We start from the raw sequence: 15,218 nt of genomic DNA, 5'->3' as shown, positions 1-15,218 counted from the left end.
TCAGCGACGGCGATTGTTCCAGTCGTTGCGCTCGTAGCGGACCTGGGCCGACAGACGGTCGTAGCGGCGATCCAGATCCTGGCGTTCCCAGCGGGTCAGACCGCCGCGCATGTAGCTGCGCTCCAGTCGGACGAGACTGTTCAGCTCATTCTTCAGGCGCGACGCCTCTCGATGGCTGATCTGACGGGTCTGGACGCCGCGGTCGATGCGGGCGTCGAGGTTGTACTTGCGCTGGGTGATGGACTGCCAGCCGGGGGCGGCGCGCTCGTAGGCGGGACCGTGGCGATAGGCCTGGGCCTCGGCCGTGGCCGGCAGGGCGACGGTCGCGGCGGCCAGGGCCATCATGGGGGCGGCGACGGCGGCGGAAATCTTGGCCTTGGTCATCGAACTGATCCTTCTGGACATGGCCGCAACCCGGGATGGGCTGCGATGAGCTCAGAAAAGCAGGCCGAACTCGAACCCGATCTGAACAGGTCGTGTCAGACAGCGTTCATGATCCTGAGCGGCTGAAGGCCTCGCGCATGAGCGGGTTCTCTCCTGAAGAGGGGATGGTCTAGACTGCAATCTGAGACCGGCGTTCAGCCCGCGTTCAGAGCCCGGAGACTAGACATCGTCCCATGATGAAGTTCCGCGTTCCCCTGATCGCCGCCCTGGCCGCGATGCTGCCCCTGACGGAAGCCCTGGCGCATGACGCCTGGGACCAGTCGCGCGGCCGCGATCGTGACCGTTCCGAACAGTCGCAGGATCGCGGTCCGCCAGACCGCGGGCGCGACCGTGGACGGGAGTCGATGTCGCGCGAGGCCCCTCGGGCCGACCTGGGCGCCATCGTTCGGGGCGTGTCGGCGGGCCGGCCGGGCCGGATGCTGGGCGTCAGCCCGCGCGGCGACGGCTATGTGGTGCGCTGGGAGTATCCCGGCGGCCGCGTCGGAGACATCATGGTGGACGGCCGCACCGGCCGCGTGACGGGAGAGCGCTGATGCGGGTTCTGCTGGTCGAGGACGACGTCGATCTGTCGCGTCAGCTGAAAGGCGCCCTGGCCGACGCCGGATACGCCGTCGATCACGCCGCCGACGGCGAAGAGGCGCATTTTCTTGGCGACACCGAGCCCTATGACGTCATTGTCCTGGACCTGGGTCTGCCGCGCATCGACGGCGTGTCGGTGCTGGAGCGCTGGCGGCGCGAAGGCAAGACCACGCCGGTGCTGATCCTGACCGCGCGCGGCGCCTGGTCCGACAAGGTGTCGGGCTTCGACGCCGGGGCCGACGACTATCTGACCAAGCCCTTCCATACCGAAGAGCTGCTGGCCCGCCTGCGCGCCCTGCTGCGCCGCTCGGCCGGCCACGCCTCTGCGACCCTGTCGTGCGGCGCCCTGCGGCTGGATCCGCGCGCCGCGCGCGCCAGCGTCGACGGCGAGCCCCTGCGTCTGACCAGCCTGGAATATCGGCTGCTGCATTATCTGATGATGCATCAGGGCCGGGTCATCAGCCGCACCGAACTGGTAGAGCACCTCTACGATCAGGATTTCGACCGTGATTCCAACACCATCGAAGTCTTTGTCGGCCGACTGCGCAAGAAGATCGGCTCGGACCGCATCGAAACCGTGCGCGGCCTGGGCTATCGCCTGACGCCGCTGGCCGGGGAATCCGAGGCGGCGTGAGCGACATAGCCGAACCGGCCCAGGACGCGTCTTCGCGCACGCCGTTCGGCTGGTTCAAGCGGCCGGGACGATCCCTCACCCGCCGCCTGATCTGGCTGGCTTCGGGATGGATCGTTCTGGCTCTGGCCATCACCGGCTTCTTCCTGACCTCGCTGTTTCAGGAATCGGCGCTGCGTCGTCTGGGCGCGATGCTGTCTCAGACCATCGATGAACTGGTGGTGGCCACGACGGCGACGCCCCAGGGCGTGACCGTGGCCGAAATCCGCGATTCCCAGACCCTGCGCGTCTTTTCAGGAAAGTACTGGGCCGTGGCTGAGCCGGCCGCGGAGGGACGGCTGCGCATGGTCGCCCGCTCGACCTCGCTGTGGGATTCGGATTTGTCGGTGCCTGACGACCTGCCGCCCCGACTAAACCAGGCCTTTGGCCGGACGATCAGCTACAACGCCGTCGGACCCGCGGGCGAGCCGCTGCGCGTCGCGGCTTCGATGAAGCAACTGCCGGGCCGCAACACGCCGGTGGTCTTCCTGGCGGGCATAGACCGGTCGGCGGTGGACGCCGACACGCGCCAGTTCGCCACCGTGACCTGGACCACCCTGCTGATCCTGGGGTTGGGTCTGGTGCTGGCGGTCTTCGTTCAGGTGAAGGTGGGCCTGCGTCCGCTCTATGATCTGCGCAACGAGATCGCCGCCGTCCGCAAGGGCAAGGCGGCGCGCATCGCCCGCGCCTATCCGCTCGAAATCGAACCCTTGGCCCAGCAGGTGAACCGCCTGCTGGACCACAATCAGGAGACGGTGGAGCGCCAGCGCACCCATGTCGGCAACCTGGCTCATGCGCTGAAGACGCCCATCGCGGTCATGCTTGCCGAGGCCGGGACCAGCCCGGGAATGCTGCCCGACATGGTGCGGCGCCAGACCAAAGTCATGCAGGATCAGGTCGATCACCACCTGCGCCGCGCCCGCGCCGCCGCCCGCGCCGCCCATGGCCTGGGCGAAAGCACGCCCGTGCCCGAGGTGCTGGACGAGATGGCCGTCATGCTGGAGCGGGTCTTCGCCGAAAAGAATGTCGAGATCGACTGGCGCGCGCCCGACAACCTGGCCTTCCTGGGCGAGCGGCAGGACCTGCAGGAAATCCTCGGCAATCTGATGGAGAACGCCGCCAAATGGTCCGGCCGCCGCGTGCGGGTCTCGGCCGGCCCCAGCGGCCTGGGTCAGATGGTGGTGGTGGTGGAGGACGACGGTCCGGGCCTGCCCGCCGACCGGCGCGAAGAGGTGCTAAAGCGTGGCGCCCGGCTGGACGAGGACGCGCCCGGTTCGGGTCTCGGCCTGTCGATCGTGGACGACCTGACGCGCGCCTACGGTGGCCGGGTGACCCTGGGCGACAGCGACATGGGCGGCCTCAAAGTGGTTCTGGAGCTGCCCGCCGCCGGCGACTGACCCGACGTTAACGCTTGTCCGCCACGATGGGCGCGTGTCCCAGCCTGCCCGATCATCGCGCCTGTCCGCCGACCACCGCGTCGCGCTGGAAAGCCTGCTGACCGCCACGCCCGACGCCGTTCTGGGCGCGATCGGCGAGATGTCGCGCGCCCTGCCGGGCGCTCGGGCGGCGGATTTGGAGCATCTGGTCGAGGCCGAGGCCCTGAACCGCGCGCGCCGAGCCCGCGCCTTCGGTCCGCTGACCGCCCTGTTCGTCGAGCGGGGCGACGGCGTCGAGGCCCTGACCTTCCCCTCGCACGTCCTGAGCCGCCTGTGGGCCGAGGCCCTGGCGCGAGAGCCGGATCTGGCGCCGGCGCTGGACGCCGACGGGCCGCGCGCCGACATCGTCGCCGACCGACTGTGCGCCCGCGCCGCCGCCGCGGCGCGTGACGCGTCCGAGCGCATATGGCCGGACGACGGCGCGGCGGATCGGCCGGCGCGGCTGGAGGCCTTGGCGGTCGCGTTCGATCTTTCCGCTCTCGCGCGGCGGCTGGGCCGCTCCCTGCCGGCGTGGTCCGGCCGTCCGACCGAGGCCCAGGCCGTCGAATTGCGGGCCGCCCTGCGTGAGGCCGGCGACATCCATCCCGACGGGCCGGAGCGCTTGCTGGACATTCTATTCGCCCAGGTCGGCGACGCGTGGCTGATCCTGAAGGTGGTGGTCGAGGCGTCTCCGGTCGGCGGCGGCGAGGCGCTGCTTCGCCAGTCGGACCTGGCCGTCTTCGTTGAGCGGCTTCTGGCGGAACTCGAGAGGCGGCTGGACCGGGTCGGTCTCGCGAGTCCGACCGTCGCCCTTGATCAGGCGGCGTTTCAGGCCGACCTGACTTGGTGCGCCTCAGTGCTGGGCGAGTTCGACGCCGCTCTGGACCTGCACCCCAAATCGCCTTGGGGCGCGCGCGTGCGTGAAGCCCGGTCCCGCGCCGGAGCGCGTCTGACGCGCACAATGCGCGCCTTGGACAAGACCCTGTCCAAAGCCTTTCCCCTACGCCGCGTCGCGGTCGTCGGCATGATGAGCCGCGATACGCCGCGTCTGGACCTCGACCTCGAGGCTCCCGAGGTCGTCGCCGCCGAGGCGGGCGCAAGACATGTGGCCGCCTTGCGCGGGCCCGCCGCCCTGCTCGGGTGCGAGGCCGAGCGCGTCCGGGTCGTGCAGGCCGCAGTCGACCGGCTGTTCAACCAGGGCGACCAGGCGATCGACGCCGTCAACGACGGCGACCTGGAGATCGACGCCGGCCCCGGCGATCCTCGCCAGCGCGCCGCCCACGCCCGTGCGGTCGTGTCGCGAATGGCGGACCTTCTCGAAACGCTGGACGCGGCGGACGCGGCGCGCACGCTGCGGCGACGGATCGCCTCGTCTGCGCGGCGCTGACTCGCGGCGGCCATAGAGTTGGTCTAGACGCGGGCCATGCTGACCTTCTGGATTCTGGCCGGACTGGCCGCCGCCCTGGCGGGGCTGCTGGTGCTGAGCGGCGCGCGACGCGGCGTGGATGTTGATCCATCCGTCGGCGACACGGTCGAGATCGACGCTCTGGAGCGGCTGCGCGATCAGGGCCAGATCAGCGCCGCCGACTTCGCCGCCGCGCGCGCCGAGGCCGCCCGCCGCCTGCTGAACCGGGAACGCGGCGAAATCCGCCCCGTGGTGGGCCCGCGTGACCGCTACTGGATATTGGGCGGCCTGGCCCTGACTTCTGTGCTCGCCATCGGCCTGTATGGCCTGACGGGTTCGCCGGGCCGGGCCGATGAGCCCTACGAGCGGCGTCTGGACGAATGGGCGCAAACGCCCGGCGAGTTGGGTCCGGCCCAGCTGGCTGCCGTCGTCGGCCGGGTGGTGCGCGAGCGGCCCGACGATCCGCAGGCCCTGGCTATGCTGGGCGCCGCCCGTTTCGAAGCCGGCGATTCCTTCGGGGCCGTCTCGGCCTTCCGCAGGCTGGTCGAACTCAACCCGGACGACGCTCAGGCCTGGGCGCGTCTGGGCGAGAGTCTGGTGCGGGCCAATGACGGAACCATCGGCGCCGACGCCGAAGCCGCTTTCCGCCGCGCGCTGGACATCGACCCGGAGCAGCTCGGCGCCCGCTTCTTCGTCGGCGAGGCGGCGCTGCTGCGCGGAGACGCCGCCGTGACGCGCGAGATGTGGACCCCGCTGATCGCTGCGCTGCAGCCGACCGATCCGCGGCGCCAGGATCTGGAGCGGCGCCTGCCGCCGGCCGGGGGCGCATCATGACGCGTTGGCTCGGCGCGGCCGCGGGCCTATATGCGCGGCCATCCCTCGACTTCGGTTCTCGCCCATGAGCTGGCTTCCCCGTTCGCCCAAGGCGCGTCGCCGCCTCTGGATCGTCGCCGCCGTCGCGCCTGTGCTGGCGCTGGCGGTCGGCCTGTCGCTGTGGGCCATGCAGGACAGCGTGACCTTCTTCTATTCTCCGTCCGAGGCGACGGCCGAAGCCGCGCCCGAGGGCCGCGTCATCCGGCTGGGCGGTCTGGTCGAGGCCGGCAGCGTCGAGCAGGGGGCGGACGGCTCGGTCGCATTCGTCGTCACCGACAACGCCGCAGTGACGCGTGTGGTGTTTCAGGGCGATCTGCCCGACCTGTTCCGCGAGGGCCAGGGAATCGTCGCGCAGGGCGCCTTCCAGGCCGACCGCACCTTCCGCGCCAGCCAGGTCCTGGCCAAGCACGACGAGACCTATATGCCGCGCGAAGTCGCCGACCGCCTGAAGGAAAAGGGCGAGTGGCGGCCGGAAGACGGATCGCCCTCCGTCGAGAGGGCGCGTCAGCTGTGATAGCCGAACTTGGGGCCTTCGCCCTGGCGCTGGCGCTGATGCTGGCCGCGCTGCAGACGGGTCTGTCGACGGCCGGCCGACTGAGGCTCAGCCCGGTGCTGGCCGGGGCGGGCCAGGGGGCGGGCGTGGCTTCGGCCTGGGCCATCGTCCTGGCTTTCGCCGCCCTGATCTTCGCCTTCGTGGTCTCGGATTTCTCTGTCTCGAACGTGGCGGCCAACAGCCACACCGACAAGCCGATGCTCTACAAGGTGGCGGGCGCCTGGGGCAGCCATGAAGGCTCGCTTCTGCTGTGGTGCCTCGTCATGGCGGTGTTCGGCGCCGTGCTGGCGCGTGCGCGCGACCTGCCGTTCGGCCTCAAGACCTCGGCCCTCGCCGTCCAGGGCGCGCTGACCACCCTGTTCCTGGCCTTTGCGGCCTTCACCTCCAGCCCCTTCACCCGCCTGGACCCGACGCCGATCCAGGGCGCGTCGCTGAATCCGCTGCTGCAGGATCCGGCGCTGGCGGTGCATCCGCCGCTGCTCTACCTCGGCTATGTCGGCTTTTCGGTCTGTTTCTCGCTGGCGGTCGCCGCCCTGATCGAAGGGCGCGTCGACGCCGCCTGGGGCCGCTGGGTGCGCCCTTGGGCGCTGGCGTCCTGGGCCTTTTTGACCGTCGGCATCACGCTCGGCTCCTTCTGGGCCTACTACGAACTGGGCTGGGGCGGCTGGTGGTTCTGGGACCCGGTGGAGAACGCCTCCTTCCTGCCCTGGCTGGCGGGCGCGGCCCTGCTGCATTCGGCGGTGGTGACCGAGCGACGCGGAGCCTTGCAGGGCTGGACCGTCTTCCTGGCGCTTCTGGCCTTCACCTTCTCGATGCTGGGGGCGTTTCTGGTGCGGTCGGGCGTGCTGACCAGCGTCCACGCCTTCGCGGTCGATCCTCAGCGCGGTCTGATGCTGCTGGCCATCCTGGGCGTCGCTTCAGGGTTAGCGTTCGCCCTGTTCGCCTGGCGCGTGCCCCGGTTGAAGGACGGCGGGGCCTTTGCGCCGGTCAGCCGCGAGGCGGCCCTGGTGCTGAACAACCTGTTCCTGACGGTGGCGGCCGCCACGGTCCTGCTGGGCACCCTCTATCCGCTGATCCTGGAGGCCGCGACCGGCCAGACGATTTCGGTCGGACCGCCCTTCTTCGCCCTGACCTTCACGCCGCTGATGATGGTCGCCTTCATCATCCTGCCGGCCGGCCCGCTTATGTCGTGGAAGCGCGCGGACCTGAAGGGCGTGGTCCAGCGCCTGACCTGGGCGGCGGTGCTGGCGGTGCTCGCGGGTCTGGCGGCCTGGTTCGCCTTCGAGCCGAAGAAGGCGCTGGCGACCGTGGGCATCGGCATCGGGGCCTGGCTGATCGTCGGCGCTCTGGTCGAACTGGCCGAGCGTATCCGGTTGTTCCGCGCACCCGGGGCTGAAAGCCTGCGTCGCGCGCGGGGCCTGCCGCTGGGCGCCTGGGGCATGGCTCTGGCGCATGCGGGCGTCGGCGTCTTCGTGCTGGGGGCCGTGGTCGAGACCAGCTTCAAGGTCGAGGCGGCCGCGCCGCTGTCGATCGGCCAGAGCGTCTCGGCCGGCGCCTGGTCGGCGCGCCTGGACGACGTGCAGATGATCGAGGGCCCCAACTACATCGCCGAACAGGGCCGGCTGACCGTTGGTCCGCGCTCGGGCTCGGGCCCGGACCGCGTGCTGACCGCCGAGCGCCGCTTCTTCCCCGCCGGCGGACAGACCACCACCGAGGTCGGGCTCGATTTCCGCGGTCTGGATGACCTCTATGTCGTGATGGGCGAGCGCCGGGCGGCCCAGGACGGCGGCCAGGCCTGGACGGTCCGGCTCTATTACAATCCGTGGGCGCGGCTGATCTTCCTGGGGCCGGCGCTGATGGCCCTGGGCGGCGCCCTATCGCTGTTCGACCGGCGGCTGCGCGTCGCCGTGGGCAGGAGGTCCAGGGCGTGAAGCGCGCGCTGCTGATCGCCCTGGCCTCCGTGGGCCTGATGGCCGCCGAGCCCGCACCGGCGCCCGACCAGCCTCTGCCCGACGCCGGCCAGGAGGCGCGCGCCCGCGCCCTGTTCGCCGATGTGCGCTGCGTGGTGTGCCAGCACGAGTCCATCGCCGATTCTCCCGCCGGCATGGCCGCCGATATGCGCCGTCTGGTGCGCGAGGAGGTCGCCGCCGGCCGCACCGACGAGCAAGTCCGCCGCGGCCTGGTCGATCGCTACGGCGACTACATCCTGTTCCAGCCGCCGTTCCGCCTGGGCACCCTGCTGCTGTGGCTGGGGCCGTTCGCCCTGATCCTGGGCGCAGGTGCGGCGTTGTTGCTGCGTTCGCGCCGGCGTCGGCCTGACCCCGCTCCCCTGTCACCAGAGGAAGAGGCGGCCCTTGCGCGTCTGACCGAAAACAAGCTTCGCCGCGATCCTGACGCAACCTCGCCCCACGACGGACGCTGAGGCGGAACAACGATCGCCGGGCCGACGGTTGGCCAAGGCCGCCGTCGATCTATATCCAAGGGCGACACGGTCCATTCAGGGCCGAATGAAGAGGATCGCAGGGACGACGATGCTGAAGCGCAAGGAGTTCATTCTGGGGGCCGCCGCCGGCCTGGCCCTCGCCGCGGGCGCGACCGCGGGCGGCGTAATCACCTGGCCGGGCGCGCACGCCGAGCCGGTGGCCGGCGCCTCGGGCCGACTGACGGCCTCGCCCGCCCCCGCCGCCGCCTTCGCCCCTCCGCAGGGCGCGCCGCTCAGCTTCGCCGACATTTTCCAGCAGGTCTCGCCGGCGGTGGTGTCGATCGACGTGACGACGCGGGTTCAGCGGCCCACCGGCGGCTTCCTGCAGATTCCCGGCCTGCCTCCCCTGCCCTTCAGCGCGCCTGGCCAGGGCCGCGGTCAGGAAGGCCAGAGCGAAGAGGATGCGCCCACGGCTCAGGGCGCCGGATCCGGCTTCTTCATCTCCGCCGACGGCTACATCGTCACCAACAATCACGTCGTCGAGGACGCCACCGAGATCAAGGTGCGCCTGGCCGACCAGCGCGAACTGACCGCCCGCGTCGTGGGCACGGACCCCGCGACCGACCTGGCCGTCATCAAGGTCGAGGGGGCGGACTTCCCCTTCGTCTCGTTCGAGGACCAAGCCCAGCCGCGGGTCGGCGACTGGGTCATCGCCATCGGCAACCCCCTGGGCCTGGGCGGCACGGCCACGGCCGGCATCGTCTCGGCCCTGTCGCGCCAGAACATCGATCCGGGCTCGGCTGGCTACGTCGACTTCCTGCAGATCGACGCCGCCATCAACCGGGGCAACTCGGGCGGCCCGACCTTCGACATCTACGGCCGCGTAATCGGCGTGAACTCGGCGATCTATTCCCAGACCGGCGGCTCGATCGGCATCGGTTTCGCCATCCCCGCCTCGGTCGCCAAGCCGATCACCGACCAGCTGATGCGCGACGGGCGGGTTGAGCGCGGCTATGTCGGGTTGGGGCTTCACACTTTCGACGGCGACCGCTGGGAGGCCCTTGGCCAAGCGCGTGACCTCAAAGCCGCCTATGTATCGAGCGTCACTGAAGGCGGTCCAGCCGCCCGCGCTGGTGCGCGCGTCGGGGACATTCTGGTCGCCGTGAACGGCCAAGCCGTCGCCAATGGCACCGAGGCCACCCGCCTGGTAGGCGCTTCGCGGCCAGGCGAGACGATTCGTCTGGACATCATCCGTGACGGGCGACGCCAGACATTGAATGTTCGGTCCGGCACCCGGCCCTCGGAAGCTGAGTTGCTGGCGGCCGATGGCGCTGATGGTGAGCCGAGCCGCCCGGGACAAGCGCCGACGCCTCAGGGCGAGGTGATCGAAGGTGTTCGCGTCACCGCCATCACTCCCGCTCTGAGACAGCGTTACGGGGTGGCGGAATCGGTGAGCGGCGTTGTTGTCACCGACGTGGAGCGAGGCACAGCGGCGGCGCGTCTAGGCCTGAGAGCGGGCGACGTCATCACCCGGGCCGACACCCGCGAAGTGCGCTCTGCGGCTGACCTTCAGGCTGCGGTGGCGGCTGTGAAACAGGCTGGGCGTCCCGGCGTGCTGATCTTCGTCCGCAGGGGCGCGGGCCAGCCTGCCCCGATAGTGCTGCGCTTCGCCGAGGAGTGACCTCGGTCTGACAAAGCCTTAACTCACGTCTTCGCCGTCGATGCGCTAGCATCGGCGGCGAATCTCTGTCGGGAGCCCGTCTATGCGTATTCTGGTGGTCGAGGACGATGCGGAAGCGGCCGCCGCCATGGTGCGCGGCCTCAGCGAGGCGGGCCATGACGTGACCCACGCCGTGGACGGCGCCTTCGGCCTGCTCGAGGCGCAGAAGGGCGGCTACGACGTCTATGTCGTCGACCGCATGATGCCGCGCCTGGACGGGGTCGGCATGGTCGAGACCGTGCGCCAGGGCGGCGATCAGACGCCGGTGCTGTTCCTGTCGGCGCTGGGCGAGGTCGAGGATCGGGTCACGGGCCTGAAGGCCGGCGCCGACGACTATCTGGTCAAACCCTACGCCTTCGCCGAGCTGATTGCGCGGGTCGAAGCCCTGGCCCGCCGGCGCGAGACCGGCGGCGTCCAGACCGTGCTGAAAGTCGGCGAGCTGGAGATGAACCTGATCGGCCGCACCGTGCATCGCGCCGGCCAAGAGATTGACCTGCAGCCGCGCGAGTTCCAGCTGCTGGAGTTTCTGATGCGCCACGCCGGCCAATCGGTGACGCGCACCATGCTGCTTGAGAAGGTCTGGGAATACCACTTCGACCCCCAGACCAACGTCATCGACGTGCACATCAGCCGCCTGCGCTCCAAGATCGACAAGGGCTTCGACAAGGCCATGCTGCAGACCGTGCGCGGCGCGGGGTACCGGCTGGAGGCGTAAGCCAGTGATGAGTGGCGAGTGGCGAGTGGCGAGACAGTGAGCGAGTCAGGCCCGAACATCGCCGGCGGGGAGCGGCGCCGTGCCGCGTGGCGGCTTGCTCGCCACTCGCCACTCGTCACTCGCCACTAGACGCCATGCGCCTGCCGTCCCTTCTTCGCCGCACGCCGTTTCGACTGACGCTGCTGTTTCTGGCGCTGTTCGTGACGGCGGCCAGCGCCATTCTGGCCTATGTCTATCTCGCCTCGGCCAGCGAGGCGCGGGCGCGGGCCGAGGCCGGCGTGCGCAGCGAGGTGGGCGTTCTGGCCTCGATCTACCGCGAGCGAGGCGTCGACGCCCTGAACCAGGCGCTCGTTGACCGAATCCTGCGCGGCAACGACTACGTCTACCTGCTGAGCCGGCCTGACGGGACGCGCGTCACCGGCAGCCTCGAGACCGTGCCCGCGCGATCGGATCCGTCCAGCCAGTGGACCACCTTTCGTCTGACCGACACGGACCCCGCGGGCCGCGTGCGTCAGCGTCAGGCCCTCGGAGTCGAGATGGTTCTGTCGGGTGGAGACCGCCTGTTCGTCGGTCAGGACATGGGCGACACGGAAGAGTATCTGGCCCGCCTGACCCAGGCGCTGTGGATGGCGATGGCGCTGGTCATCCTGATGGGCCTGGCCGGCGGTCTGTTCATCAGCCGCCGCGTCGAGACCGCTATGGGCCGGCTGAACCGCGTCGTGACAGCCGTTCAGAACGGCGACCTGAAGGCGCGGGCGGAGATTCGAGGCTCAGGCGACGAACTCGACGAGCTGGGCCAGGGCATGAACCGGATGCTGGACCGGCTTGAAGCCTCCATGGCCTCGATCCGCCACGCCGGCGACGCCATCGCTCACGACCTGCGCTCGCCCCTGACGCGCATGCGCGCCAAGCTGGAGGTCGCCCTGATCGACGCCGAGGCCGGGCGGATCGAGGGGCCGGACGCCCTCCAGGTGGCGCTGGACGAAGCGGACCAACTGCTGAAAACCTTCAACGCCGTCCTGGCCATCGCCCGATTGCAGGCGGCCAAGGGGCGCACGCCCGATCCGGTCTTGTTCGACGCCGCCGACCTGGCCGCCGACATGGCCGAACTGTACGAGCCCGCCGCCGAGGACAAGGACCTGGAGTTCGCCGCCGAGATCGAGCGCGGTCTGATGGTGGAGGCCAACCGCCCTTTCCTGGCTCAGGCCCTGGCCAACATCATCGACAACGCCATCAAGTACACGCCGGCCGGCGGCGCCGTGACCCTGCGTGCGCGCAGGCGGTCGTCCGGCGAAATCGAGTTCTCGGTGACCGACACCGGGCCAGGCGTGCCCGACGCCGACCGCGAGCGGGTGACGCAGCGTTTCGTGCGTCTGGACAACAGCCGCACCGAACCGGGCTCGGGCCTGGGCCTGTCGCTGGTCACGGCGGTGATGGAGGCCCACTCCGGGCGCATCCAGCTGGACGAGGGACCCGGGGCCTACGGCGGACGGGGGCCGGGCCTGCGTGTCGCCCTGGTCCTGCCCCCGGCGTCCGCCAAGGCTGCGGAATGAACTTGATCGATCGCTTGCGCCCTTGCGGTCCGGTGGTCGATCCCGTCGCTGCAGAGCGGCTGCGTGACCGGCTGGACGAGGCGGCCGTCGAAACGAGCTGGGCGGATCGATTGCGCGCCGCCTGGCCGGCGCTGGCGCCCATCGCGGCGGCGTCTCCTTATCTCGCGGGCCTGATGCGGCGCGCGCCCGATGTCCTGCTCGCCGTTCTGAGCAGCGATCCCGAAGCCCGCCTTGCCGACCTTTTAGATCGCACCCGGGCGCTGAACGGGCCGCCCGAGGCGTTGCGCGCGCCGCTGCGCAAGCTGAAGGCGGAACTGCATCTGCTGACCGCCCTGTGCGACCTCGGCGGCGTCTGGGGCCTGGAGGCGGTCACTGGCGCGCTCAGCGCCTTCGCCGACGAGAGCGTGCGCCGCGCCCTGGCCAGCGCCACGCATGAGGCGCGCGAGCGCGGGCGGCTGACCTCCGCGGCGGATGACCCGCGCGGCCCCGCGCCCGGCTTGTTCGCCGTCGCCATGGGCAAACACGGTGCTGGAGAGCTCAACTACTCCTCGGACATCGACATCAGCCTGTTCTACCAACCGGAAGTCTTGGTTGGCGTGCTGGCGGGGCCCGAGCCGCAGGCCTTCGCTAACCGCGTGGCCCAGGGCCTGGCGACCCTGCTCAGCGAGCGCACCGGGGACGGTTATGTCTTCCGCGTCGACTTCCGACTTCGGCCCGACCCCTCCTCCACCCCGCCGGTCGTCGCCGCGCCGACGGCCCTGGCCTATTATGAATCCGTAGGCCAGAACTGGGAGCGGGCGGCTTTCATCAAGGCGCGCGCCGTGGGGGGCGACCTGGCCGAGGCGGGCGACTTCCTGAAGGCCCTCACGCCCTTCGTCTGGCGGCGCAGCCTCGACTATCCGGCGATCCTCGACATCCAATCGATCAAGAAGCAGATCCACGTCCACAAGACCGGCGAGGGCCTGCAGGCCGCCGGCGCCAACCTGAAACTGGGCCGGGGCGGCATCCGCGAGATCGAGTTCTACGCCCAGACCCAGCAGCTGATCCTGGGCGGCCGCGACCCGTCGCTGCGCAGCCCCCGGACCCTCGACGCCCTGAACGCGCTGGCCGAGGCGGGCCATGTGCCCGCCGACGTCGCGCGCCAGCTGTCCGACGCCTACGGCGAACTGCGCGCCCTGGAGCATCGCGTCCAGATGCTGGAGGACGAACAGACTCATGTCCTGCCCGCCGATCCGTCGCGTCGCGCAGCCGTGGCGGCCCTGGCGGGAGAGGGTGATCTGGCCCTGTTCGACGCCGGCGTCGAAGGTCTGCTGGCGGGGGTGAACCACCGCTACGGGGAGTTGTTCGAGGGCGGCGAGGACCTGTCGTCCCCCTACGGCAGCCTCGTCTTCACCGGCGTCGAGAATGATCCCGGGACCTTGGAGACGCTGCAGCGCATGGGCTTTTCGGAGCCGGCGTCGGTCGCTTCCACGATCCGCGAGTGGCATCATGGCCGCATCTCGGCCACACGATCAGCCAAGGGACGCGAACTGTTCACCCGCCTGGCGCCGCGCCTGCTGACGGCCATGGCCGAGACGGGCGCGCCGGACGCGGCCTTCCGCCGGTTCGCCGTCTTCTTCTCGGGCCTGTCTGGGGGCGTGCAGGTCCAGGCCCTGTTCCTCAATCAGCCGCGGCTGTTCGAGATGGTGGTGGGCATGATGGCCTATGCGCCGCGCCTGGCCCGCATGCTGGGCCGCCAGCCCGCCGCGCTGGACAGCGTCCTGGACGCCCGCTTCCTGGCCGATCTGGACGAGGACTCGGGCGTCATCGCAGAGATGCTGAGCGAGGCGGCCGCCCAGGACTTCGAGGGCGCGATGAACGTGGTGCGCCGGCTGCACCGCGAACAGACTTTCCGCATCGGCCTTCAGACCGTCACCGGCCGCGCCGGCGGCGAGGCGGCGGGGCGGGCCTATACGGTGTTGGCCGACGCGGCCATGCGCGCCTTGGCCCCGGCCGCCCTGGCCGAGGCCGAAAGGATGGGCGGCGCCTTTCCCGGCGCCGTGGCCGTCGTGGCGCTGGGCAAGGCCGGGTCGCGCGAAATGACGGCGTCGTCGGACCTGGACCTGATGACCGTCTATGACGCCGCGCCGGACGCCTCTTCTGCGGGGCGCGGCTGGGGCGCGGAGACCTTCTACGGCCGCTTCACCCAGAGGCTGATCGCGGCTCTGTCGGCCCAGACGGCCGAGGGCGGGCTGTACGAGGTCGACATGCGGCTCCGGCCCTCGGGCTCCAAGGGGCCGGTCGCCGTGCGGCTGTCAGCCCTGTCCGACTATTACGCCCGCGAGGCCGACAGCTGGGAGTTCCTGGCTCTGACGCGGGCGCGCGTGGTCTGGGCCGGCGACGCGGCCTTCGGCGAGCGGGTGAGCCAGACGATCGAAGCCGCACTCAGACAGCCGCGGGACGATGCAGCCCTGAGGCATGATGTGCGAGCCATGCGCGCCCTGATGGACCGCGAGCGGCCGCCGCACGGCTTCTGGGACCTGAAGCTCTCACCGGGGGGGCAGGTGGACGCCGAGTTCGTCGCCCAGTACCGCCAGTTGCAGGCGGCGGCTGAGGGCCGCGCCCTGACCGTCTCCACTCTGCAGTCCCTTTCAAATGACGATGTGCTTGAGCAGGCCTGGAGGCTGCAGCAGCGGCTGTCCCAGCTGCTGGCGTGCGCCTTTGACGAACAGCCCGATCCAGACGCCGAGCCGGAAGGCTTCAGGCGGCGCCTGGCGGAAACCGCGGGAGCTTCGGACTTTGGGGCGCTGAAAGATGAACTGACCATTCTGCGCCGCGCCGCGCGGGCCGCCTTCGAGAACGCTCTGAACTAAAGCGACGGACTCCGACA

13 protein-coding genes are annotated in these 15,218 nt (G+C 70.4%); 12 read left to right on the top strand and 1 reads right to left on the bottom strand.

Annotation, left to right across the window (positions count from 1 at the left end):
- Positions 1–384 carry a hypothetical protein gene (locus E4M01_RS04670; RefSeq protein ID WP_245158173.1) on the bottom strand — a complete coding sequence of 128 codons (384 nt, stop codon included), beginning with the start codon at positions 382–384 and terminating at the stop codon, positions 1–3.
- A 233-nt stretch (positions 385–617) separates the two neighbouring features.
- Between E4M01_RS04670 and E4M01_RS04665 the strand changes: the two genes are divergently transcribed.
- From E4M01_RS04665 to E4M01_RS04610, 12 genes are all read left to right on the top strand, one after another.
- A complete protein-coding gene (locus tag E4M01_RS04665) occupies positions 618–977 on the top strand; it encodes a hypothetical protein (protein ID WP_135062002.1) in 360 nt (119 codons plus the stop codon).
- Positions 977–1,657: a response regulator transcription factor gene (locus tag E4M01_RS04660; RefSeq protein ID WP_135062003.1), complete on the top strand. Its 681-nt coding sequence runs from the start codon at positions 977–979 to the stop codon at positions 1,655–1,657. The genes E4M01_RS04665 and E4M01_RS04660 overlap by 1 nt, the downstream gene beginning before the upstream one ends.
- A complete protein-coding gene (locus E4M01_RS04655; protein WP_135062004.1) occupies positions 1,654–3,090 on the top strand; it encodes a sensor histidine kinase in 1,437 nt (478 codons plus the stop codon). Before E4M01_RS04660 ends, E4M01_RS04655 begins: the two co-directional genes overlap by 4 nt.
- A gap of 34 nt (positions 3,091–3,124) precedes the next feature.
- Positions 3,125–4,495 carry a hypothetical protein gene (locus tag E4M01_RS04650; RefSeq protein ID WP_135062005.1) on the top strand — a complete coding sequence of 457 codons (1,371 nt, stop codon included), beginning with the start codon at positions 3,125–3,127 and terminating at the stop codon, positions 4,493–4,495.
- Positions 4,496–4,531: 36 nt separating this feature from the next.
- The gene (ccmI, locus tag E4M01_RS04645) at positions 4,532–5,347 is read left to right on the top strand and encodes a c-type cytochrome biogenesis protein CcmI (RefSeq protein WP_135062006.1); all 816 of its coding nucleotides are present in this window, start codon (positions 4,532–4,534) and stop codon (positions 5,345–5,347) included.
- A 64-nt stretch (positions 5,348–5,411) separates the two neighbouring features.
- Complete coding sequence (ccmE, locus tag E4M01_RS04640) at positions 5,412–5,900, top strand: cytochrome c maturation protein CcmE (protein WP_135062007.1); 489 nt, start codon at positions 5,412–5,414, stop codon at positions 5,898–5,900.
- Positions 5,897–7,870, top strand: a complete 1,974-nt coding sequence (locus tag E4M01_RS04635) for a heme lyase CcmF/NrfE family subunit (RefSeq protein ID WP_135062008.1) — start codon at positions 5,897–5,899, stop codon at positions 7,868–7,870. Before ccmE ends, E4M01_RS04635 begins: the two co-directional genes overlap by 4 nt.
- A complete protein-coding gene (locus E4M01_RS04630) occupies positions 7,867–8,361 on the top strand; it encodes a cytochrome c-type biogenesis protein (RefSeq protein ID WP_135062009.1) in 495 nt (164 codons plus the stop codon). Before E4M01_RS04635 ends, E4M01_RS04630 begins: the two co-directional genes overlap by 4 nt.
- Before the next feature lie 109 nt (positions 8,362–8,470).
- Positions 8,471–10,042 carry a Do family serine endopeptidase gene (locus tag E4M01_RS04625; protein ID WP_135062733.1) on the top strand — a complete coding sequence of 524 codons (1,572 nt, stop codon included), beginning with the start codon at positions 8,471–8,473 and terminating at the stop codon, positions 10,040–10,042.
- 82 nt (positions 10,043–10,124) lie between these two features.
- Positions 10,125–10,796 carry a response regulator transcription factor gene (locus E4M01_RS04620; protein ID WP_135062010.1) on the top strand — a complete coding sequence of 224 codons (672 nt, stop codon included), beginning with the start codon at positions 10,125–10,127 and terminating at the stop codon, positions 10,794–10,796.
- 134 nt (positions 10,797–10,930) lie between these two features.
- Entirely contained in the window at positions 10,931–12,349 is a 1,419-nt protein-coding gene (locus tag E4M01_RS04615; protein WP_135062011.1) for a HAMP domain-containing sensor histidine kinase, read from the top strand.
- Positions 12,346–15,201, top strand: a complete 2,856-nt coding sequence (locus tag E4M01_RS04610; protein WP_135062012.1) for a bifunctional [glutamine synthetase] adenylyltransferase/[glutamine synthetase]-adenylyl-L-tyrosine phosphorylase — start codon at positions 12,346–12,348, stop codon at positions 15,199–15,201. Before E4M01_RS04615 ends, E4M01_RS04610 begins: the two co-directional genes overlap by 4 nt.
- The last annotated feature ends 17 nt before the right edge of the window (positions 15,202–15,218 follow it).

Source organism: Brevundimonas sp. MF30-B (assembly GCF_004683885.1).
In the GTDB taxonomy this organism is placed as follows: Bacteria; Pseudomonadota; Alphaproteobacteria; order Caulobacterales; family Caulobacteraceae; genus Brevundimonas.
The sequence above is the reverse complement of the archived record's forward strand: the minus strand, read 5'-3'. Positions and strand labels throughout refer to the sequence as shown.